Origin of the sequence: Enterobacter sp. BIDMC 27, assembly GCF_000534415.1 — a bacterium.
GTDB lineage: Bacteria > Pseudomonadota > Gammaproteobacteria > Enterobacterales > Enterobacteriaceae > Enterobacter > Enterobacter hormaechei_C.
Map to the genome: position 1 here is coordinate 4,130,331 of NZ_KI973178.1, position 22,993 is coordinate 4,153,323.

Consider the following 22,993-nt stretch of genomic DNA (forward strand, 5'->3'; position numbering starts at 1 on the left):
ACGATTAAAAAAGGTGAGCATTGCTCACCTTTTTTATTTATTCCGAATCGATATCTTTTAATTCGTTCTCGATGGCTTTCGCGTTCGGATTATCTTCCGGCTTCAGCTTACCGCCGTTGGCAATAAAGTCATGGTTCTGGAAGTAGGCCTCGCGGACCATGATGTACGGATCGGAAGACTGACGCAGCAGACCATCAGAATCCAGCAGTTGCGCACGCGTTTCAATTCCTTCCACGGTCCATTTACCAATCGACAGCGGCCAGGTGAGCCATGACAGTACAGGATACAGCGTATCCACCATGTCGCCGCCATCATCACGCACGGTAAAGCTGCCGTAGAATGGCAGGTGCACATACGGACCATAACCTACGCCATAATGACCCAGCGTGCTGCCGAAACGGTGCGGCTGTTCACGCTGTAATTTCGGGTTCGCCATGCCTGCGACATCAATTAAGCCGCCCATACCCAGCAGGGAGTTCAGGAAGAAGCGGGTGAAATGCACCATCCCCTGATACGGGTCGCCCTGAAGGAAGTAGTTGACCATAACCGCTGGCTCTTCCAGGTTACTGGTAAAGTTGCTCAGCCCGTTACGCGCCGGCTGCGGAACATAGTCACGCCATGCCACGGCAACCGGACGAACCAGATATGGATCCAGCACATTATAGTTAAAGCTGTACATTGAACGGTTAAATCCTTCGAGAGGATCGGAGCGTCCCGTTTGCTCGCCAGAGCTGGCGCAGCCCACAAGCATTGTTACGCCCAGCGCAAGCGCCGACAGCCGAAGCTTCATAAATTTCTCCCTGTTCAATATGGCTATCGTTGAATGCCATCTGTGACGGAGCCTGAGATGCTCCGCCTGAAACGTGCAAGTGATTGTAACAGCACGCTTACCGATGTCTACGAGGACAATGACGACCCGCTCGCGTCATCACGCTAATTTCAGCATAGCCTGTCTTTCGGAATTCGTTTCGCTGGCAATTTTATATTGGCTTTGAAAGAGATGTCTCACCTTTATTGCCATTTTCAGCAATTTAAGAGCATCCCCACGGGGAAAGCGCTAAAAGCCGCTACGCTTAAATGAGCAATTACCCCGAAGGAGCTGTTATGAAAGACATTAGCGAAGAGAAAATTGGTGAAAGCAAAGAGGAACATGAGATTGAAAGCGAGGAGAAAGACCGGGGAGAAGAGATAGAAGTCGATGAAGATCGCCTGCCGTCGCGCGCCATGGCTATTCATGAGCATATTCGCCAGGACGGGGAAAAAGAGATGGAGCGCGACGCGATGGCCCTGCTGTGGTCAGCCATTGCAGCCGGTCTGTCGATGGGTGCCTCTCTGCTCGCCAAAGGGATATTTCACGTTCAGCTGGAAGGCGTACCGGGCGGGTTTTTGCTGGAAAATTTAGGCTACACGTTCGGCTTTATTATCGTCATTATGGCGCGACAGCAGCTTTTTACGGAGAATACCGTCACTGCCGTACTGCCCGTCATGCAAAATCCGACCCTCGGTAATTTCGGTTTACTGATGCGCCTGTGGAGCGTCGTGCTGCTGGGGAACCTGATCGGTACGGGCATAGCCGCCTGGGCATTCGAGTATATGCCAATATTTGATGAACCGACCCGCGACGCATTTGTGAAAATTGGCATGGATGTGATGAAAAACACGCCGGTTGAAATGTTCTCTAATGCCATAATTTCCGGCTGGATCATCGCCACTATGGTCTGGATGTTCCCGTCAGCGGGTAGCGCGAAAATCGTGGTAATTATCCTGATGACCTGGCTTATCGCACTCGCCGATACCACGCACATTGTTGTCGGAACTGTTGAAATCCTTTATCTGGTATTTAACGGCACACTCCACTGGAGCGACTTTTTCTGGCCGTTCGCCCTGCCTACCCTCGCAGGCAACATTTGTGGCGGGACCTTTATCTTTGCGCTGCTGAGCCATGCGCAAATCCGTAACGACATGTCCAACAAGCGTAAGGCCGAGCTTAAGGCTCAGGAAAAAAAGGATAAAACTGCCGAAAAATCGGCGTGAACGGTGACTCTTTGACCAGTCAGGCGGCAATGCGCTTAACGAAAAGTGTAAATAACGCTATACTCTTGCCGCTTCGTCCCCTTAGTTAAATGGATATAACGAGCCCCTCCTAAGGGCTAGTTGCAGGTTCGATTCCTGCAGGGGACACTTCTGTCTTTCCTTACGCCCCCTTCCAAAGCTCCACGCAGTTTCGGCCACGCCGTTTCGCGCCGTATAAGGCTTCATCCGCCGCCTGAATCAATCGCTCGTAATCGGGATGCCCGTTGAACATCGCAACGCCTATCGAGAGGGAGAGCGGGATAATATCGCCGGTTGGGGAGTTAACCTTGATTTTTTCCACCCGCCTGCGGATACGCTCGGCAATTCGCAGCGCGTCCACCTCTGAGATTTCCGTTAGCACAATCAGAAATTCATCGCCGCCGTAGCGAAAAACGTAATCACAGGTTCGCACGTTGTCGTAGAACGCGCCGGAAACTTTTCGCAGGATCTCGTCCCCGGTATTGTGCCCCCAGGTATCGTTGATTTGTTTAAATTTGTCGACGTCAATCAGCAGCGTCGAGAGCTTTGTTCCCGCCCGGGTGGCGTGCAGGATTTCGCGTTTGAAGATGGTTGGCAGGAAACGGCGATTCAACAGGCGGGTCAGGACATCAACCCCCACCTCGTGTCGCGACACTTCGTCAAACAGTTCGCGCAAAAGCGTGATGATTTGCGAGAGGGTATTACGCATTCGCTGCAAGAATTTATCCCGCTGCGCTTTATCACTCAGACCCTGCCCTGCAAGACGGACCTCGTTAAAAAGGTCATCGAATTCCTGAATCAGACGAGAGATATGACCGGCCTCAGCGATGCCGCTGAAATAGTGCCGACCTTTATGGCTAAACCACAGTCCAAATTCAGACTGCCCCAGCGGCAGACTGTTGCCGATACTGGAATTAAGCGTGATCTTATACAGAAGCACCATTTCCCATGACAGCAGCGCCGCGGTCTGTCTCTCCTTCTCCTCTTCTGCGTTCTCCATTAAGGAAAAGATGCGATAATTTTCGTCCTCTTTCGCCGCATTGTTCTCGCTAAATACATAGGCCCGCGACATCACTTCCATGGCCAGATCGATACTGTTTATCGCGTAGTGATAAATATGCAGCTTCACCTCAGGCGAATGGGCGCTGGTAGTAATGACAGGTAACAGCAGCTTTTTCAGAACACGGAAGCCCATTTCAACTAAATCAACCGAAATACCAATACGGGCATGAACATCCGCAGCGCGCTGCTGCGCCCGCATCTGCTCTTCAACCTGCTCCACACGGCATGAGAGCACATCAATAAGCCAGCGACGAAGCGCCTCCTGAAGCTGCCTCTCCACCTGTTCGGTGGTCAGGAATTCAGCTGCCGATGGATCTGCCAGCACAACACGATAGAATTCAGCGACCAGGGGAGTTGCGTTGTCTCTGGCAAGCTCAGTCGCAAGCCGATGCACATCGGGATCGGTTTCATTAATCAGCTTCACCCACTCTTCTTTCACCGTTTGCAGGTAGGTTTCCATGGTCTGCACCTTCAGGAGACATGCGGGAACGCAGATTAAACAATAGCAAAATCAAACCACTCCGCAATTGCCGCTTTTTTAAACAAAAACGAGTGATGGCTCATAATGTATAACGGTGCTACATTATGCCGCCCACCCAAGTCAGCAATGGCCAGGCAACGTCGTAAAGAACGGTAAAGCCTGCAACCATGACCTCGTCCTACGGTCTCAATGGCACGTGGTATCGCGAAGTCTGCGCTACCTTCACAGGCTTCACATAGGTTCCACTATTTTGTCTCAATCCAAATTTCAGCGGGCGTTTCTGCACCCGCGCTACTGGTTTACATGGTTCGGCCTTGGCGTGCTTTGGCTGCTGGTTCAACTTCCTTATCCCGTGATCCGTTTCCTGGGTTCTAAGCTCGGTAGCGCATCGCGTCACTTCCTTAAGCGTCGTGAGTCCATTGCCCGAAAAAATCTCGAACTTTGCTTTCCGCATTACAATGCCCAGCAGCGCGAAACGCTGATTGCGGAAAACTTTAAATCTATCGGTATGGCGCTGCTTGAAACCGGTATGGCCTGGTTCTGGCCAGACGAGCGTGTCCGTAAATGGTTTGACGTGGAAGGCCTGGATAACCTGAAACGTGCCCAGATGCAAAACCGCGGCGTGATGGTTGTGGGTGTGCATTTTATGTCGCTTGAGCTGGGCGGCCGCGTTATGGGTCTCTGTCAGCCGATGATGGCAACCTATCGCCCGCATAACAGCGCGCTGATGGAATGGGTACAAACGCGGGGCCGCATGCGTTCAAATAAGGCGATGATCAGCCGTAACAATCTGCGCGGTATGGTTGGCGCCCTGAAAAAAGGGGAAGCCGTCTGGTTTGCCCCGGACCAGGACTACGGTCCTAAAGGCAGCAGCTTTGCCCCTTTCTTTGCGGTTAAAGATGTCGCTACGACGAACGGTACCTTTGTGATTTCATGTCTCTCAGGCGCCGCGATGTTGACGGTGACCATGGTCAGAAAAGCGGATAAGTCAGGCTATCGTCTGCATATCTCCCCAGAGATGGCGAACTATCCAGAAGATGAGAGTGAAGCCGCGACCTTTATCAATAAGGTGATTGAGTTTGAGATTATGCGTGCGCCTGAGCAGTATCTGTGGATGCACCGCCGCTTTAAAACCCGCCCCCTGGGCGAAGCCTCGCTCTATATCTGACCCCTGTCGAAGGTTAGTTTCGCTAAGAAACTAGCCTTTTCAAACACCTGTAATCGCAGTGCGTAACGGCTTTTTCGACCGTCGCTCAACAGGCATTTATTGCGTACCGAAATCAAACTGTCGCCGTTCCACGACACTCGTAAGTGTCGGAAATTATTTAAAAAAATGCCTCTTGTCACTCCTGAAATTTAGGCGTACATTAGCGCCGTCTGGCGACAGGAAAGCACAGAATTCAGAGCTGAAGTTAGCGACGTCACGGGATAATTCCGATTTCCCCTTTCGCATGATTTCAACTCTCTATACTCAGTTGGACTCTGTTTTTTTAATGCGTACCGGAAGATACGCGGAGCGATGAAACGTGAAATATTTCTTTATGGGCATTTCGGTTATTGTTTTAGTTTGGGCCGGAACGTTTGCTCTGATGATCTAGTTAAGAAAATGCAGTCAAAAAAACAGGCGCCGTTGGCGCCTGTTTTTTTTGTTGTCCGTTACGACTCGGGTTGTTCCGCAACGCTCTTCGCTGCAAGCAGGCCATCCGCGCGGAACATGCTTTTAATGCCCCGCACTGCCTGACGGATACGGTCGCTGTTTTCAATCAGCGCGAAACGCACGTGCGTGTCACCGTAGTCACCAAAGCCAATGCCTGGAGAGACGCAAACCTTCGCGTCCTGAAGCAGTTTTTTGGCAAATTCCAGAGAACCCATCGCCGCATACGGCTCAGGAATTTTCGCCCAGACGTACATAGAGGCTTTAGGCATTTCCACCATCCAGCCTGCTTCATGAAGCCCTTTTACCAGCACATCTCGGCGGCGTTTATACTGAGCGGCAATATCGAGCACGCATTGCTGATCCCCTTCCAGCGCCGCGATGGCCGCGACCTGTAACGGCGTAAAGGTGCCATAGTCATGGTAGCTTTTAATACGCGCCAGGGCGCTCACCAGCGTTTTGTTTCCCACCATAAAACCAATTCGCCAGCCCGCCATGTTGTAGCTTTTCGACAGGGTGAAAAACTCAACCGCCACATCGCGGGCACCGGGTACCTGCATAATTGACGGCGCTTTCCAGCCATCATAAACGATATCGGCGTAGGCGAGATCGTGTACCACCAGCACGTCGTAACGCTTAGCCAGCGCGACCACTTTCTCGAAGAATTCGAGTTCAACGCATTGTGCTGTTGGGTTTGACGGGAAACCGAGGATCATCATTTTCGGCTTCGGATAGCTTTCACGAATCGCCCGTTCCAGCTCGTTAAAGAAGTCGACGCCTTCCACCAGCGGGACAGAACGCACCTGCGCGCCGGCAATCACCGCCCCATAGATGTGAATCGGGTAGCTCGGATTCGGCACCAGTACGGTATCGCCGTGATCCAGCGTCGCCAGCATCAGGTGGGCCAGCCCCTCTTTGGAGCCAATGGTCACAATCGCTTCACTTTCAGGATCGATATCGACCTGATAACGATCCTGATACCAGCGGGAGATCGCCCGACGTAAGCGTGGAATGCCGCGTGAGGTGGAATACCCATGGGTATCAGGACGCTGCGCAACCGTGCAGAGTTTCTCAACGATATGCGGCGGCGTTGGGCCGTCAGGGTTACCCATACTGAAATCGATAATGTCTTCGCCGCGCCGACGCGCAGCCATTTTCAGTTCAGCAGTGATATTGAATACATAAGGGGGGAGACGATCGATACGCGTAAAACGGCGTTCAGGACTGAATTCAGCCATAGATTCCTCAGAGTCACGTTAGCGCCCGGACCGTCCGAGCGACGCTGCCACCCGTGTGGCGTGCTTAGAAAATAACCTGAAGAAAAAGACGCTGTCGAGAGGATAACGGCAAAACAATATTTTGCGCTAAAACGGGAATGTGATTGCAGTGAAAAGCGGAACTCTTATCGCGAACAGGCAGTTTTAAGCGCTACGATTTAACACAATATTTTCAGTATCGTTACCTGACGTTTCTCCCCAAACGGAAAAGCACCGGCTTTCAGTCAAAAGCCAGCAATCCCCTTTGAGAATTATGGTTTTTCCCCATTTGATAAATCTGATGGATAGCTGGTCATCAGGCCCTATGTTTTCTATCATAGATTTTTCCCGTTTTCCCAGGCCTGACCGTGCACGAAATCTTCAATATGCTCCTGGCGGTGTTCGACCGCGCGGCATTAATGCTGATCTGTCTCTTTTTCCTTATCCGCATCCGCTTGTTCCGCGAACTGTTGCATAAATCTGCCCATTCGCCAAAAGAGCTGCTGGCCGTCACGTTTATCTTTTCGATGTTTGCCCTGTTCAGCACCTGGTCCGGGGTGCCGGTAGAAGGCTCGCTGGTGAACGTGCGCATCATCGCCGTCATGTCGGGCGGGATCCTCTTTGGTCCCTGGGTAGGGATTATCACAGGCATCATCGCCGGCACCCATCGATACCTGATTGATATTGGCGGCGTGACGGCAGTCCCCTGCTTTATCACCAGCATTATTGCCGGGCTGCTCTCGGGCTGGATTAACCGCAAAATCCCGAAAAAGCAGCACTGGCGTGCAGGGATTATCGCGGGGATGGTCTGCGAAACGCTGACCATGATCCTGGTCATCGTCTGGGCGCCAACCGTTGCGCTGGGTCTGGATATCGTCTCGAAGATCGGTATTCCTATGATCCTCGGGAGCGTCTGTATCGGTTTTATCGTGCTGCTGGTGCAAAGCGTGGAGGGCGAAAAAGAGGCCAGCGCCGCGCGTCAGGCCAAGCTGGCGCTGGATATCGCCAACAAGACGCTGCCGCTTTTCCGACACGTTAACGCCGAATCTTTACGTCAGGTTTGCGATATCATCCGCCGTGATATTCACGCCGATGCGGTCGCCATCACCAATATTGACCACGTGCTGGCTTACGTTGGCGTCGGGGAGCACAATTATCGCGACAGCGACGATACCATCAGCCCGACCACCAGACAGGCGATTAACTACGGAAAAATCATCATTAAAAACAATGATGAAGCCCACCGGACGCCAGAGATCCACTCAATGCTGGTGATCCCGCTGTGGGAAAAAGGCGTGGTCACGGGGACGCTGAAAATTTACTATTGCCATGCGCACCAAATCACCTCCTCGCTCCAGGAGATGGCGATTGGCCTGTCGCAGATTATCTCCACCCAACTTGAGGTTTCGCGTGCAGAGCAGCTGCGCGAGATGGCAAATAAGGCAGAGCTGCGCGCCCTGCAAAGCAAGATCAATCCCCATTTCCTGTTTAACGCGCTGAACGCTATCTCCTCTTCCATCCGTCTGAATCCGGATACCGCGCGGCAGCTGATATTTAATCTGTCGCGCTATCTGCGCTACAACATTGAGCTAAATGACGACGAGCAGATCGACATCAAAAAAGAGCTGTATCAAATCAAGGATTACATCGCCATCGAGCAGGCACGCTTTGGCGATAAGCTCACGGTCATTTACGATATTGATGAAGAGGTCAGCTGCGTGATCCCAAGCCTGCTGATCCAGCCTCTGGTGGAAAACGCCATTGTTCACGGTATTCAGCCGTGTAAAGGCAAAGGCGTAGTAACGATTAGCGTGACGGAAAGCGGTAACCGCGTGCGCATCGCCGTGCGCGATACCGGGCACGGCATCGATCCGCAAGTCATCGAGCGCGTCAAATCAAACGAAATGCCGGGCAACAAGATCGGACTGCTGAATGTGCATCACCGGGTCAAACTGCTGTACGGTGACGGGCTGCATATTCACCGTCTTGAGCCGGGCACCGAAATTGCCTTTTATGTTCCGAATGAGCGAACGCCCGTGAATGCCCCGATATCCTTGTTGCCGTAGGCCGGAGTAACAGATGAAAGTCATCATCGTAGAAGATGAATTTCTGGCTCAACAGGAGTTGAGCTGGCTTATCAAAACCCACAGCCAAATGGAGATTGTTGGCTGTTTTGAGGATGGTCTGGACGTGCTGAAATTTTTACAGCATAACCGGGTCGACGCGATATTCCTCGATATTAATATTCCGTCGCTGGACGGCGTCCTGCTGGCGCAAAATATCAATCAGTTCGCCCACAAGCCGTTTATTGTGTTTGTCACCGCGTGGAAAGAGCATGCCGTGGAGGCCTTCGAGCTTGAGGCGTTTGACTATATTCTCAAGCCGTACCAGGAGTCGCGTATTATCAGCATGCTACATAAGCTGGAAGCCGCGTGGCAGCAGCAAGCATTACCCGCCAGTGCCAGCCCGGTAGCGCGGGAAAACGACACGATTAATCTGGTGAAGGACGAACGGATCATCGTCACGCCTGTCGACGATATTTACTATGCCGAAGCGCATGAAAAAATGACGTTTGTCTATACGCGGCGTGAATCCTACGTCATGGCGATGAACATCACCGAATTCTGCAATAAACTCCCGGCCGCTCACTTCTTCCGCTGCCACCGCTCGTTCTGCGTCAACCTGAACAAGATCCGCGAAATCGAACCCTGGTTTAATAACACCTATATTTTGCGGCTGAAGGATCTGGATTTTCAGGTGCCGGTAAGCCGCAGCAGAGTGAAAGAGTTCCGCCAGCTCATGCACCTGTAGCGCGTTCCCTCTCCCGCAGGAGAGGGGAATGAGCGTCAGAGAATCTGACCGAGTACCTGACGCAGATGCGCGCCGGAGCCCAGTAAGCCTGGGTTATCGTGGACAATCAGGTAAACAGGAATGTCCTGGACATAGCTTCTGAAGCGGCCTTTGTCTTCGAAGCCGCCACGGAAGCCGGAGGCGGTAAAGAAATCGAGGAAGCGCGGCACGATCCCGCCCGCAATATAGACCCCGCCAAAGGTGCCGAGGTTCAGCGCCAGGTTGCCGCCGAAGCGCCCCATGATGACGCAGAACAGCGACAAAGCACGGCGGCAGTCAATACAGCTGTCGGCCAGCGCGCGTTCGGTCACATCTTTCGGTTGCAGATTTTCCGGCAGACGACCGTCTGATTTTACAATCGCCCGATACAGGTTCACCAGGCCCGGACCAGAAAGCACCCGCTCGGCCGACACGTGGCCAATCTCGGCGCGTAGCTCCTCTAGAATAATGCCCTCTTCTTCGCTGTTCGGCGCAAAATCCACATGACCGCCCTCGCCCGGCAGGCTGACCCAGCGTTTGTCGACGTGAACCAGGTGCGCCACCCCCAGGCCGGTGCCCGCGCCGTAAACGGCAATCGGTTTACCTTCAACCGGGGCCGTACCGCCGAACTGAATCAGATGCTCTGGTTTAAGCATTGGGATAGCCATGGAAACCGCAGTGAAGTCGTTAATAATTTCAAGGTGCGAGAAGCCGAGGTTTTTCCGCATTTCGGCAATTGAGAAGGCCCACGTGTGGTTGGTCATCGCCACCCAGTCGCCGGTGATCGGACAGGCGATGGCGATACAACCGTCTTCAACGCTCACTTTATGCTCTTCCAGATAGACGCGAACCACCGCTTCCAGGCTTGGGTAATCCAGCCCTGAATAGGTTTTCGCCTGAGAAATTTCACCGCTGTTCACATCGCACAGGGCAAGGCGCGCGTTGGTGCCGCCTACATCACCTACCAAAGCATACTTTGTCATTCTTCTACTGCTCCGCTAAAGTCAGAATAAATCTTTGGGACACTGTAAATTCAAGGCGTGATAACAACAACGACCAGAAGGTGACTGCCCATGGATTATCGATCTTCGTCACATAATAACTTTACCGTTTCAGCACCTTTTGCACTATTGCCACAATGCTGATTGTGCAAAGTAACGTTAAGCCGTTTTGTACAAGGAAATCATCATGCTCCATCCGCGAGCCAGAACCATGCTGTTATTGGCTGTCCCGGCGCTGATTATTGGCGTGGCGTCGAGCCTGGTGCTCATCGTCGTCATGAAAGTGGCGGCGGTGCTGCAAACGATTTTATGGACCGCGCTTCCGGTAAAACTCGGTATAAGCATTGACTCGCCGGGCTGGATCATGATGATGCTGACCCTGACCGGGATTGCCGTAGGGCTGGTGATCCGCTATAGCCCGGGTCATGCCGGGCCGGACCCGGCACTGGAACCCTTGATTGGCGCTCCTGTCTCTCCCTCTGCTCTGCCGGGGCTTATTATCGCGCTGATTATCGGTCTTGCGGGCGGCGTAAGCCTCGGGCCTGAACATCCCATTATGGCGGTTAATATCGCGCTGGCGGTCTTTCTGGGGGCGCGTCTTTTTCCGCGCGTTGGCGCGCTGGACTGGACGATCCTGGCGTCAGCAGGCACCATCGGGGCGCTGTTTGGCACTCCGGTCGCGGCTGCGCTCATTTTTTCGCAAACCCTCAGCAGTGATCATGAAGTACCGCTGTGGGATAAACTCTTCGCGCCGCTAATGGCCGCCGCTGCGGGAGCCCTCACCACCAGCCTGTTTTTCCATCCCCATTTTTCACTCACCATCCCCCACTACGGCCAGATGCAACTCACCGATATTTTCAGCGGTGCCGTCGTCGTCGCGATCGCCATTGCGCTGGGGATGGTCGCGGTGTGGTGTCTCCCTCGCCTGCATCGCCTGATGCACAGGCTGAAGCATCCGGTGCTGATTCTGGGCATGGGGGGTTTTATTCTGGGCGTTTTAGGCGCCATCGGCGGGACGGTTACGCTGTTTAAGGGGCTGGACGAGATGCAGCAGCTGGCCTTCAGCCAGGTCTTTAGCGTCTCCGATTATCTGCTGTTCGCGCTGGTAAAACTGGCGGCACTGGTGGTCGCTGCGGCCTGTGGTTTCCGGGGAGGTCGTATCTTCCCGGCGGTTTTTGTTGGCGTCGCGCTGGGGCTGATGCTGCATGAGCACGTCGACGCTGTCCCTGCGGCGATTACCGTCTCCTGCTCCATTCTGGGGCTGGTACTGGTGGTCACGCGCGATGCGTGGCTGAGCCTGTTTATGGCGGCCGTTGTCGTGCCGGATACCACGCTTCTGCCGCTGCTCTGTATCGTGATGTTGCCCGCCTGGCTCCTGCTGGCGGGCAAACCGATGCTGATGGCATGGCGAAACGACAGGTAATCAGGCGTTATTGCGCGCCTCCAGCGCTTTGGTCAGCGCGCTCAGCAGCGGCGGAATATCGGCTTTCGGCAGCATCACCTCGATCAGCGAAAGCCGCTCATGGTGTGCCACTTTATCCAGCACCTCCGCCAGCGCTTCCGCTTCGCTGACGCGCCAGCACTCTGCCTGAGGCGCCAGGCTCAGCGCCTGCGGGATCTGCGTCCAGTTCCAGAGGGCAATATCGTTATAGCGCTGCTCCGGCCCGTGGATGGCCCTTTCCACCGTGTATCCTTCATTGTTTAGCACCAGAATAATCGGGCGCTGCTTGTCGCGCAGCATCGATCCCAGCTCCTGAATGGTCAGTTGCGCGGCGCCGTCACCCGTCAGGACAATCACGCGTCGGTTCGGACACGCCGTTTGCGCGCCAAACGCCGCCGCCAGCGTGTAGCCAATCGATCCCCACAGCGGCTGGACGATAAAGTTCACGTCCGCCGGTAAACGCAGATCGATAGCGCCGAAAGCAGACGTCCCCTGATCAGCCAGAATAATGTCTCCGGGGCGGATAAACGTTTGCAGGGTACGCCAGAAACTCTCCTGAGTCAGCGCCCCGTCAATAGTCGGGAACGAAAAGCCGCTGTGATCCAATGGCGCTCGCGTATCACGAACATAGGTTTTACACAGCGCTGTCAGCGTTTCAATGGCCTCCCTCATCGGGATACCCGTAAACCAGACGTCGCCGACGCGGGACGCGTGGGGCTGAACCTCTATCGTCTGGTCTGGCGTCAGCTGGTGGGTAAACCCGGCAGTGAGCGTATCGGTAAAGCGCGTGCCAATGCACAGCACCGTATCAGCCCCCTCGATGGCCTCTTTGACCGGCGCGGCGCTCGCCGATCCGCTGTAGGTGCCGTAAAAACCGCTCTGTCGTTCGTCAAAAATGCCCTTGCCCATCAGCATGGTGGCGTGTGCCATCGGCACCTCTTTCACCCACGTCTGAAGGGCCGTGCGCAGACCGTGGCGGAGTACCAGGAAGTCCGCTAACAGCGCGGTGCGTTTGCTCGTGGACAAGCGCTTTTCGGCAGCCTCACGGAACGCCTGCAAGCAGGCTGAATCAGCTGGCGCGGGGTTAACAGTGAGAGCGCTTACAGGGGGCGTAGCGGCTTTTTTCGCCACATCAGCGGGCAGCATCAGGTAGCCCGGACGGCGCTCCCGCAGCATAGTGGTCAGGACTCTGTCAATTTCATAGCAGGCGTTTTGTTCGGTAAGCACCGCCTGTGCAACGGTGATGGGTTCGCTCATATGATAGAAGTGGCGGAACTCGCCGTCACCCAACGTATGGTGCAGTAACTCTCCTCGCTGCTGCGCCACCATACCCGGGGCCCCCACAATATGGAGAACGGGAACATGTTCGGCAAAGCTGCCCGCCACACCGTTCATGGCGCTTAACTCCCCAACGCCGAATGTTGTCAGGAGCGCGGCAAAGCCCTTACAGCGGGCATAGCCGTCTGCGGCGTAAGACGCGTTCAGTTCATTGGCACAGCCCACCCAGCAGATGTCCGGGCTGTCTAACACGTGATCGAGAAATTGCAGGTTATAGTCGCCTGGCACGCCAAACAGATGATCGGCACCACAATCTGTTAGTCGGTCCAGCAGGTAATCGGCGACGCAATAGGGGGTACGCATATTATAAGTGTCCTTCTGACGTTGACCTCACTCTGAGTATTAAATAAGCGTGAAGCGTGTCCAGAATTGGCGACAATCAGGGTCTGGAAAGAATGCTTTACGAAAAAAGCTGAGCTATGCTCATTTTCTTCAGGTTAGTGTAAACGTATACACTGATGTTTCTTTCCAGCGACAGAGGTCTCGCCAATGGGTTATCAGCCTGACAAAAATCGTTATCAGACAATGCAATATCGCCGCTGTGGGCAAAGCGGCCTTAAGCTTCCCGCCATCTCGCTGGGGCTTTGGCATAATTTTGGCGACGCGACGTTACTCGAAAACAGCCGTCAACTTTTACAGCGTGCTTTCGATTTGGGTATTACGCATTTTGACCTTGCCAATAATTACGGCCCGCCTCCTGGTTCGGCCGAACGTAATTTCGGGCGCATTTTGCAGGAGGATTTCCTGCCCTGGCGCGATGAGCTAATCATCTCCACCAAAGCGGGCTACACCATGTGGGACGGGCCTTACGGCGACTGGGGCTCACGTAAATATCTGATCGCCAGCCTGGACCAGAGCCTCAGGCGTATGGGGCTGGAGTATGTCGATATTTTCTATCACCACCGCCCGGATCCAGAAACGCCGCTACGTGAAACCATGAAAGCGCTTGACCATGTGGTGCGTCAGGGCAAGGCGCTGTACATCGGTCTGTCCAACTACCCGGCAGAAGTGGCAAGGCAGGCGATTGAAATACTGGAGGATCTGGGCACGCCATGTCTGATCCACCAGCCGAAGTACTCCATGTTTGAACGTGCGCCTGAAGAGGGGTTGCTGGACGTGTTGCAGCATAAAGGGGTGGGATGTATCCCCTTCTCCCCCCTGGCGGGCGGACAGTTGACCGATCGCTATCTGAACGGTATCCCGGCGGATTCTCGCGCAGCAAGCGGCAGTAAGTTCCTTAACCCGGAGCAGATCACCGACAAAAAGCTGGAAAAGGTACGCAAGCTGAATGCGCTGGCGGAAAACCGGGGGCAAAAGCTATCGCAAATGGCACTGGCCTGGATCCTGCGCCACGATGCGGTGACATCCGTGCTCATCGGCGCAAGCAAGACCGGACAAATTGAAGATGCAGCAGGCGTGCTTGAGAATTGTCGGTTCACGGCAGAAGAGCTGAAGACGATAGATACGATCCTGTCCAGTTCAGATTAAAAACACTTTTAGCAAAAAGTGCTCTCGTTCATGATTTAGGAGTTGAGGCGATGAAACGAATGTTTACCAACTCGTAAAATTGCGTTAACAGGTCGCACAGCGGCCCCGATCGTGAAGGAGAAGAGTATGTTCAGGTCACTGATTCTTGCAGCGGTATTACTGGCTTCGGCCCCGCTGGTCGCCAGTGCGGGCGAAATCACCCTGTTGCCATCGATTAAATTACAAATTGGCGATCGTGATGACTACGGCAGATACTGGGACGGTGGCTACTGGCGCGACCGTGACTACTGGCACCGCCATTATGAATGGCGTCAAAACCGCTGGTGGAAACACGATAACGGCTATCACCGTGGCTGGGATAAGCGTAAGGCTTACGAACGCGGCTACCGCGAAGGCTGGAACGATCGTGACGACCGCCGTGGCGGCTGGGGTCATGGAAAAGGCAGAGGCCACGGTCACGGCCATCACCATTAACAACAAAAAGGAGCCTTCCGGCTCCTTTTTCTTTTACAGGCCTGCGGCTGTGCCTATCAGCAACCACAAGTTTAACGCCACCACCACGACCACAATGGCCCACCCGGCGCGCTTCACCCACGTCGAATTCACCAGTTCGCCCATCAGCGATTTATTACTGGTGAAGATCAGCAGTGGCACCAGCGCCAGCGCAATCCCGAAACTTAGCAGTACCTGACTCATCACCAGAATGCGGGTCGGATCCAGCCCCATCAGGATCACAACAAAGGAAGGCAGCATCGTGACCGAGCGGCGAACCCACAGCGGAATATGGAAACGTACGAACCCCTGCATCACCACCTGCCCGGCCAGTGTCCCCACAACCGTAGATGAAAGACCCGCAGCAACCAGGCTTAAACCAAAAATAGTGGCAGCGGCATGACTCAGCAACGGCTCCAGCGTCAGGTAAGCCTGGTCGAGATCGGCAACCCCGGTATGCCCGTTAAAGTGGAACGCGGCGGCGGCGGTCGCCATCATCGCCAGATTCACAAATCCGGCAATGGTCATCGCGATAGTCACATCCCATTTCGAGGCGGAGTAGCGCTCTTTACTCGTCCCGCCATGCAGATTCTGGGTTAATGAAGAGTGCAGATAAATGACGTGCGGCATGATGGTCGCCCCCAGCACCCCGGCAGCCAGAAAAACGGCTTCAGAAGTGGGTAACGACGGGATCACCATCCCTTTCGTCAGCTGCGCCAGATTCGGCTGGGAGAAAATCAGCTCAACAATATAGGCGGCAGCGACGAACAGCAGCAAGCCGCCGATGACTTTCTCCAGCGGTTTTTGTCCCCGCCGCTGGAGCATCAGAATCAGGAAAGTGGCGATACCGGTCAGCACGGCCCCCTGAAGCAGGGAGACGCCCAGGATAAGCTTAAAGCCGATCGCCGCCCCGATAAACTCGGCGAGATCGGTGGCCATGGCGATAATTTCCGCCTGAACCCAGTAAAACCAAACTGCCGGACGTGGATAATGATCGCGGATTTGCTCCGCCAGGTTTTTTCCGGTAGCAATACCCAGCTTCGCGGAGAGCATCTGAATCAGCATCGCCATCAGATTGGCCCAGACCACAACCCACAGCAGTTTATAGCCGAAACTGGCCCCGGCCTGAATGTTGGTCGCAAAATTACCCGGATCGATGTAGCCAATCGCGGCAATGAATGCCGGTCCCATTAATGCGAACCGCAGCTTGCGTGCCGCTCTGCCGCTGCTACTCTCTACGCGACTATTCGTCATTTCTGCCTCTGGAAATATAGCCTTTGCTATGTTTTATGCTATCAAAATGAGAATGATTATCAAGTTCATTTGTAACGGTTAACATGATTTCTCTGATAGTCAGGAACGATAGACAGGCAGGTGGAGCAAGGTCACAGAATGTGAAAATGCGCAGACATTTGTGAAGCGTAGCACACAAACTTAACTTTTCACTCATTTACCTAACATAACAAAAATGTCTTGTTGATCACTATTTTTGAGACTCGTCACAGGATGTAACTATAGTGTGGGCTTGATCTCGTTTTCTTTGTGCTTGTTACATAGAATGTGCACGGAAATTAAACCTGCCTCATATTTGGAGCAAATATGGACCGCGTCCTTCATTTTGTCCTGGCACTCGTTGTCGTTACTGCACTTGCATTGCTGGTCAGCACAGACCGCAAAAAAATTCGTATTCGCTATGTTGTCCAACTGCTGGTCATTGAAGTTTTACTTGCGTGGTTCTTCCTGAACTCCAACGTAGGCCTGGGCTTCGTGAAAGGCTTCTCCGAAATGTTCGAAAAACTGCTCGGATTTGCCAACGAAGGGACAAACTTCGTCTTTGGCAGCATGAACGATCAGGGTCTGGCCTTCTTCTTCCTGAAGGTGCTCTGCCCTATCGTCTTCATCTCTGCCCTGATCGGTATCCTTCAGCACATCCGCGTTCTGCCGGTGGTTATCCGTGCGATCGGCTTCCTGTTATCGAAAGTTAACGGCATGGGCAAACTGGAATCCTTTAACGCAGTCAGCTCGCTGATTCTCGGTCAGTCTGAGAACTTCATTGCGTATAAAGATATCCTCGGCAAGATGTCCCGTAACCGCATGTACACCATGGCGGCAACCGCAATGTCTACCGTTTCCATGTCTATCGTGGGCGCGTATATGACCATGCTGGAACCAAAATACGTAGTTGCGGCGCTGGTTCTGAACATGTTCAGCACCTTTATCGTGCTTTCGCTGATTAACCCGTACCGTGTGGATGCCAGCGAAGAGAACATTCAGATGTCAAACCTGCACGAGGGACAGAGCTTCTTCGAAATGCTGGGTGAATACATTCTGGCGGGTTTCAAGGTTGCAATTATCGTCGCCGCGATGCTGATTGGCTTTATCGCGCTGATCGCTGCGCTGAACGCCCTGTTTGCGGCCGTACTCGGTATCTCCTTCCAGGGTATTCTGGGCTACATCTTCTACCCGATTGCCTGGGTGATGGGCGTGCCCGCTCACGAAGCGTTGCAGGTGGGCAGTATCATGGCAACGAAACTGGTTTCCAATGAGTTCGTGGCGATGATGGATCTCCAGAAGATTGCCAGCACACTCTCCCCTCGTGCGGAAGGGATCCTGTCCGTCTTCCTGGTCTCCTTCGCGAACTTCTCTTCCATCGGTATTATCGCTGGTGCGATTAAAGGCCTGAACGAAGAGCAAGGTAACGTCGTTTCTCGCTTTGGCCTGAAGCTGGTTTACGGTTCAACGCTGGTGAGCGTCCTGTCTGCCTCTATTGCAGCACTGGTTCTGTAATTCATACCGCGTAATAAAAACCGGGAGCCATCGCTCCCGGTTTTTTTTATGCCTCCAGCGCCGTCAGGGGCAGTGGTTTACCAATCAAATAGCCCTGCAAATAGTCCACGCCAAATCGCAGCAACATCTCGCGTTGTTCAGCCGATTCCACATATTCAGCCACCACACAAAGCGATTTCGTTTTGGCCATGTTGCAAATGGACTGCACGATCATCGCATCCATGCTGTCGGTGCAGATATCTTTCACGAAGCAGCCATCGATCTTAATGATATCGGCCTCCAGCCGCTTCAGGCGCTCAAAGTTGGCATAGCCGGTACCAAAGTCATCAATAGCAATCCGGAAGCCGTAATCCCGCAGCTGCTGGATATTGTTGATGCTGCTTCCCGAGTCAGAGAAAGCCTGTTCCTCGGTGATCTCAATGACGATATCTTGCGGCGCAATGGCGTAGCGTTCAAAAAGCGCGATGATCTCAGCCGCTATCTCATTTTGCATCAGCGTCAGCGGCATCAGATTAACGGAGAACCGCGTTCCGGCCCGTTCGGACGGATGGCTGCGCATCCACATCAGCAATTTTTCCACCACGTTCAGGTCAAATCGGTGGCTCAGGTTAAACTGAGCAATCAGCGGAATAAAGCGATCAGGCGCGATGATCTCCCCCTCGCTTTCAAGCCTTGAGAGGATTTCAAAGTACCCTTCCCCACGCGCGTTATGGATTGGCTGGGCGTAAAGGTGAAGCCCACCGATATCAAGGGCACGTTTTATGCGGGCCAGCATCAGCACTCTGTCCGTCGTCTGACCGGAGACATCATCCAGACTGTTGGTTAACGCCAGGACGTTGTGCCCGGCACAGGACTGCTCGGAGAGCCAGCTCAGCTGACCCAGCGTGTGATGCAGGCTTTCTCCATCCGGCACTTCACCCCAGGAGGCGCCAAACTCGATGTCGAGCTCAGTCTTGTTCCAGATAATCTTACGGCTGTTCAGATGATCAACCATATATTGCAGACGTTCAGCCGTGCCCGGACCCAGCAAGACCACTACCAGCTCACTGCCCGGCAACTGGAAGAGCTTCTCGTCTTTTTGCAATAACGGTTGCAGCGACGCGGTTATCATCTTTTTACAATGTACACGCATGAGGATGCCGTAGTGACGGCTCAGGAATTCGAGATTATCCAGGCGCAGGCAGCAGACTTTGGCCTCGGGATGGTGCTGTAAAAACACTTCCAGCGCACGAATGTTAGGCAGACCGGTGAGCGGATCGGTAAGCGCCCTCTCCTGCCACCCCTGTTTCAGCCATTCACTTTTCTGATAGATCCGCGACATGTAAAGCAGGCAGATGGCGAAAGAGATTAGCACCGACAGGATAAAGGAGAGCGAGTGGCCCGATTCAACGCCATTAAGAAAATTATAATTATAGGTCAACAGCATGAGCGCCGAGGCCGCCCAGAATAAAGAGATGAGCGCATAGTTCAGACGACCAATCCCCAGGGTGAAAAGAATGAAAACGATTGGCATCAAATAACCCGCAATAAACTGCGACTCAAAAGGCGCGCATAAAATAGCGATCATCGAGATCAACAGCATCAGCCACACAACGATAAATAACGCTTTTTTGTGACAAAAGAGGGGCTTCACGCTTCGCCGCCAGAATGTTCGGGCATAGCGAGGATTAATAATCATTCTTAACGGATAATAGAACATCATGGTGAAAATCAGGGCGGCACAAATCAGACTCTGAATATCGATAACGTTATAAATTGCAGAGCCTTCGCCGAAATAGGAGGAGATTGTCACCGGGAAATCAAATAAATATCCCGCCAGATACATCGATAATTTGATGCCCACAGGCACCATAAATCCGAGCCAGAAAATACGTATGCCAATGTACTTATTCGGTATGCTGTGTCGCCAGCGCTTGCCCAGCACCAGACGGATGACGCCACAGGCGGCGAAGACGGTAAACGTCTGACAACATAATAATACGGCAGATTGTAGTGGTGCTAAATCAAGATTATAAATATTAGTAATACTAAAACTTAACAGCAAAGGAATGATTGCCCGTCGTCCAAATAACAACACGATGGCGAGCATGGCACTTAAGGGCAACCACGCCAGATAAACATCATTTTCGCTGACGATGGCCCGTGGAGAGATATAACGAGAAAAAGGAATCGCAATCAGGCTTAGCGCCAGGGCAATCATAAATATCTTTACATTATTGTAAATTTTTCTATTCATTAATCCTGATAATCTATTTTACCATCGTCTCATTGACCGCATGGATAATAGGTTTATTAATAACACGAATCAAGTTCAGGTCTATTTATAGACTTGTTTATTGATTTGGATTGAGGTGAGGTGTAGAAAACGACGTTAATTGCAACAAAAACAGTCTAAAATATTTTACAAGATATAAAAAAACCCCCGTCTTGCGACGAGGGTTTAAATTTTGGTGGAGCTAAGCGGGATCGAACCGCTGACCTCTTGCATGCCATGCAAGCGCTCTCCCAGCTGAGCTATAGCCCCACATGTTACTTTACCTACCGCACTCTGTTGGGTTCAGAGTTTGGTGGAGCTAAGCGGGATCGAACCGCTGACCTCCTGCATGCCATGCAGGCGCTCTCCCAGCTGAGCTATAGCCCCGTCGTAAAGCTGTCATGTTGACGGGCGGCATAATATGAATTCCGCCGCAGAGTGTCAACGGCAAATTCAGCCTCCGCCTTTCAATCGCCGAAAAATCATGCAAATGAATCACTTTGAGAGCCTGCTCGCAGCCAGGAGTTAAGCTTGTCACGTTTTCACGTAAAACGGTGCTATAAAATGAACCACTAATTAACCCCACAGATATTCAGGAAATTGTATGATCAAGGAACGAATGACGCCAGAAGAGTTAGCCCTGCTGACTGGCTATAGCCGACAGACCATCAATAAATGGGTACGCAAAGAGGGTTGGATTACATCGCCAAAGCCAGGCGTTCAGGGTGGCAAAGCGCGTCTGGTACACGTCAATGAAAAAGTGCGCGACTTTATTCGCAGCGCGCGCAGGGCAACAGAGACGCCGGAACTGCCAGATAAGGCGTACCACGAGGGCTCGCTTCATGCCCTGCTCCTGACGCTGGCGAATGAAATGACGCCGGAAGAGCAAAAGCAGATGACATCGCTGTTACTGCGGGAAGGGATTACCGGCTTGTTACAACGTTTAGGGATTCGCGACCAACGCTGATATGAAAAGATTACGCAGCAAAATGACCACGGAAGAGCTGGCGGACAGTCTGGGCGTAGCCCGACAAACCGTTAATCGCTGGATACGACAGAAGGGATGGAAAACGGAGGGTATCAACGGTGTAAAAGGCGGAAGAGCGAGGGTGATATGTATTGATGCGCACGTTAAGGAGCACATCATTAGTCTTCCCGCCATTCGTAACCGTCGGGCTGTTTACCATGTGGCGGAAAGCCCTTCCCACTACGGCGTGGCAACCTCATCCAGCCTGCTTCCACAAATTATCGACTCGCTGGAAAACATGACGACTGTCGAACAGGAACGTTTGCACAAGTTGCTCGCTCGTGAAGGGTTGCAGGGTTTTCTCACGCGTCTTGGTATTGCTGAATAACAGGCATAAAAAACGGCAGGGTAACCTGCCGTTTTTTGTATTACACGAGTATTACTGCTGGCTTTCACGCTCAGCAATAAAGCCCAGCGCTTTGTTGATACGCGCAACGCTACGTGATTTGCCGATGGCATGAACGGTCACGTCCAGCGCCGGAGACTGGCCTGCCCCCGTCACCGCAACGCGCAGCGGCATACCGACTTTACCCATGCCAATTTCCAGCTCATCAGCGGTAGCCTGAATCGCGTGGTGAACATTTTCCGCAGTCCATTCGGTAATGGCTTCGAGTTTATCACGCACCACTTCCAGCGGCTGACGCGCAACCGGACGCAGGTGTTTCTTGGCCGCGTCGGCGTCGAACGCGTCAAACTCTTCATAGAAGTAACGGCAGCTTTCAGCAATTTCTTTCAGCGTTTTGCAACGCTCGCCAAGCAGCTTCACCAGATCCGCCAGTTCAGGGCCCGTACGGGTATCGATGTTTGCCTGTTCAATGTGCCATTGCAGATAAGTCGCCACATATTCTGGCTGCATGGTATTGATGTAGTGATGGTTCAGCCACAGCAGTTTATCAGTGTTGAACGCGCTGGCTGATTTGCTGACCGAGTTCAGAGAGAACAGCTCGATCATCTCTTCGCGGCTGAAGATCTCCTGGTCACCATGAGCCCAGCCCAGACGCACCAGGTAGTTCAGCAGCGCTTCCGGCAGATAGCCGTCATCACGGTACTGCATCACGCTCACCGCGCCATGACGTTTGGACAGCTTTTTACCGTCGTCACCGTTGATCATTGATACGTGCGCATACACCGGTACAGGCGCGTTCAGCGCTTTCAGAATGTTGATCTGACGCGGGGTGTTATTGATATGGTCTTCACCACGGATCACGTGAGTGATTTCCATATCCCAGTCGTCCACAACTACGCAGAAGTTATAGGTTGGCGATCCGTCAGTACGACGAATGATAAGGTCATCCAGCTCCTGGTTGCTGAATTCGATCGGGCCACGGATCTGGTCATCAAAGATGACAGAGCCATCCTGTGGGTTAGCAAAACGCACTACGCAAGGCTCATCCGCAGCATGCTCGCTGTGGTCATGGCGGCAACGACCGTCATAACGCGGTTTTTCGCCTTTTGCCATTTGCTCTTCACGCAGCGCATCCAGACGCTCCCTGGAGCAGTAGCACTTATAGGCCGTGCCTGCCACCAGCATCTCGTCAATTACGGCGTTATAGCGGTCAAAACGTTTGGTCTGGAAGTATGGACCTTCGTCCCACGCCAGATTCAGCCAGTTCATCCCATCCATAATGGCTTCAATTGCTTCCGGCGTTGAGCGCTCCAGATCGGTGTCTTCAATACGCAGCACAAACTCACCGTTGTTGTGACGTGCGAAAAGCCAGGAGTAGAGAGCGGTACGTGCACCACCGACATGCAGATAGCCTGTCGGGCTCGGCGCGAAGCGAGTTTTGATTTTCATGAAATGGCCTTACGTTATAAAGATGCCGGTAATCGG

Annotated in this window: 19 protein-coding genes and 3 tRNA genes; 12 read left to right on the forward strand and 10 right to left on the reverse strand. The window is 53.0% G+C overall.

Annotation, left to right across the window (positions count from 1 at the left end):
• Positions 1-37 precede the first annotated feature (37 nt).
• The gene (gene mlaA, locus L463_RS03430; RefSeq protein ID WP_003861365.1) at positions 38-790 is read right to left on the reverse strand and encodes a phospholipid-binding lipoprotein MlaA; all 753 of its coding nucleotides are present in this window, start codon (positions 788-790) and stop codon (positions 38-40) included.
• A gap of 314 nt (positions 791-1,104) precedes the next feature.
• On the opposite strand from mlaA, the gene L463_RS03425 reads away from it, so the two are divergent.
• Positions 1,105-2,034: a formate/nitrite transporter family protein gene (locus L463_RS03425; protein WP_017383457.1), complete on the forward strand. Its 930-nt coding sequence runs from the start codon at positions 1,105-1,107 to the stop codon at positions 2,032-2,034.
• Between the two features lie 75 nt (positions 2,035-2,109).
• Positions 2,110-2,181, forward strand: a tRNA-Arg gene (locus L463_RS03420).
• Positions 2,182-2,194: 13 nt separating this feature from the next.
• Here L463_RS03420 and L463_RS03415 read toward each other — a convergent pair.
• Entirely contained in the window at positions 2,195-3,574 is a 1,380-nt protein-coding gene (locus tag L463_RS03415; protein WP_032102748.1) for a diguanylate cyclase, read from the reverse strand.
• 268 nt (positions 3,575-3,842) lie between these two features.
• Here L463_RS03415 and lpxP point away from each other — a divergent pair, with 268 nt between their 5' ends.
• Entirely contained in the window at positions 3,843-4,763 is a 921-nt protein-coding gene (gene lpxP, locus L463_RS03410) for a kdo(2)-lipid IV(A) palmitoleoyltransferase (protein WP_108454237.1), read from the forward strand.
• Between the two features lie 358 nt (positions 4,764-5,121).
• Positions 5,122-5,193: a membrane protein YpdK gene (gene ypdK / locus L463_RS24370; RefSeq protein WP_099458937.1), complete on the forward strand. Its 72-nt coding sequence runs from the start codon at positions 5,122-5,124 to the stop codon at positions 5,191-5,193.
• A 58-nt stretch (positions 5,194-5,251) separates the two neighbouring features.
• Here the strand turns inward: ypdK and alaC are convergent, their stop codons facing one another.
• Positions 5,252-6,487, reverse strand: a complete 1,236-nt coding sequence (gene alaC / locus L463_RS03405) for an alanine transaminase (RefSeq protein ID WP_017383460.1) — start codon at positions 6,485-6,487, stop codon at positions 5,252-5,254.
• 386 nt (positions 6,488-6,873) lie between these two features.
• Here alaC and L463_RS03400 point away from each other — a divergent pair, with 386 nt between their 5' ends.
• Positions 6,874-8,571 carry a sensor histidine kinase gene (locus L463_RS03400; protein ID WP_032102752.1) on the forward strand — a complete coding sequence of 566 codons (1,698 nt, stop codon included), beginning with the start codon at positions 6,874-6,876 and terminating at the stop codon, positions 8,569-8,571.
• Between the two features lie 13 nt (positions 8,572-8,584).
• Complete coding sequence (locus L463_RS03395; RefSeq protein ID WP_015572237.1) at positions 8,585-9,316, forward strand: LytR/AlgR family response regulator transcription factor; 732 nt, start codon at positions 8,585-8,587, stop codon at positions 9,314-9,316.
• 35 nt (positions 9,317-9,351) lie between these two features.
• Here the strand turns inward: L463_RS03395 and glk are convergent, their stop codons facing one another.
• Positions 9,352-10,317: a glucokinase gene (glk, locus tag L463_RS03390; protein ID WP_003861352.1), complete on the reverse strand. Its 966-nt coding sequence runs from the start codon at positions 10,315-10,317 to the stop codon at positions 9,352-9,354.
• 205 nt (positions 10,318-10,522) lie between these two features.
• Between glk and L463_RS03385 the strand changes: the two genes are divergently transcribed.
• A complete protein-coding gene (locus tag L463_RS03385) occupies positions 10,523-11,758 on the forward strand; it encodes an ion channel protein (protein WP_032673265.1) in 1,236 nt (411 codons plus the stop codon).
• Here L463_RS03385 and ipdC read toward each other — a convergent pair whose 3' ends face one another.
• Positions 11,759-13,417 (reverse strand): indolepyruvate decarboxylase, encoded by a 1,659-nt coding sequence (gene ipdC, locus L463_RS03380; protein WP_032102755.1) that lies wholly within the window; start codon positions 13,415-13,417, stop codon positions 11,759-11,761.
• Between the two features lie 186 nt (positions 13,418-13,603).
• Between ipdC and mgrA the strand changes: the two genes are divergently transcribed.
• Both mgrA and L463_RS03370 read left to right on the forward strand, forming a co-directional pair.
• The gene (gene mgrA / locus L463_RS03375) at positions 13,604-14,602 is read left to right on the forward strand and encodes an L-glyceraldehyde 3-phosphate reductase (RefSeq protein WP_032673266.1); all 999 of its coding nucleotides are present in this window, start codon (positions 13,604-13,606) and stop codon (positions 14,600-14,602) included.
• Positions 14,603-14,728: 126 nt separating this feature from the next.
• Complete coding sequence (locus L463_RS03370) at positions 14,729-15,076, forward strand: DUF2502 domain-containing protein (RefSeq protein WP_015572233.1); 348 nt, start codon at positions 14,729-14,731, stop codon at positions 15,074-15,076.
• A 33-nt stretch (positions 15,077-15,109) separates the two neighbouring features.
• On the opposite strand, the gene L463_RS03365 is transcribed toward L463_RS03370, so the two are convergent.
• Positions 15,110-16,348 (reverse strand): Nramp family divalent metal transporter, encoded by a 1,239-nt coding sequence (locus L463_RS03365; protein ID WP_023295104.1) that lies wholly within the window; start codon positions 16,346-16,348, stop codon positions 15,110-15,112.
• Between the two features lie 345 nt (positions 16,349-16,693).
• Between L463_RS03365 and nupC the strand changes: the two genes are divergently transcribed.
• Positions 16,694-17,881, forward strand: coding sequence for a nucleoside permease NupC (gene nupC, locus L463_RS03360; RefSeq protein ID WP_006811440.1), 1,188 nt, complete (start codon positions 16,694-16,696; stop codon positions 17,879-17,881).
• A 46-nt stretch (positions 17,882-17,927) separates the two neighbouring features.
• Here the strand turns inward: nupC and L463_RS03355 are convergent, their stop codons facing one another.
• The 3 genes from L463_RS03355 to L463_RS03345 form a co-directional block, all read right to left on the reverse strand.
• Positions 17,928-20,117 (reverse strand): EAL domain-containing protein, encoded by a 2,190-nt coding sequence (locus L463_RS03355; protein ID WP_032102756.1) that lies wholly within the window; start codon positions 20,115-20,117, stop codon positions 17,928-17,930.
• Between the two features lie 212 nt (positions 20,118-20,329).
• Positions 20,330-20,405: transfer RNA gene (locus L463_RS03350), tRNA-Ala, on the reverse strand.
• 41 nt (positions 20,406-20,446) lie between these two features.
• Positions 20,447-20,522: transfer RNA gene (locus L463_RS03345), tRNA-Ala, on the reverse strand.
• Positions 20,523-20,739: 217 nt separating this feature from the next.
• On the opposite strand from L463_RS03345, the gene L463_RS03340 reads away from it, so the two are divergent.
• On the forward strand, positions 20,740-21,102 hold the full coding sequence (locus tag L463_RS03340) for a YfeC-like transcriptional regulator (RefSeq protein ID WP_015572232.1): 363 nt from the start codon (positions 20,740-20,742) through the stop codon (positions 21,100-21,102).
• Between the two features lies 1 nt (position 21,103).
• A complete protein-coding gene (locus L463_RS03335; protein WP_017383469.1) occupies positions 21,104-21,490 on the forward strand; it encodes a YfeC-like transcriptional regulator in 387 nt (128 codons plus the stop codon).
• Between the two features lie 51 nt (positions 21,491-21,541).
• Here L463_RS03335 and gltX read toward each other — a convergent pair whose 3' ends face one another.
• On the reverse strand, positions 21,542-22,957 hold the full coding sequence (gltX, locus tag L463_RS03330) for a glutamate--tRNA ligase (protein ID WP_015572231.1): 1,416 nt from the start codon (positions 22,955-22,957) through the stop codon (positions 21,542-21,544).
• Between the last annotated feature and the right edge of the window lie 36 nt (positions 22,958-22,993).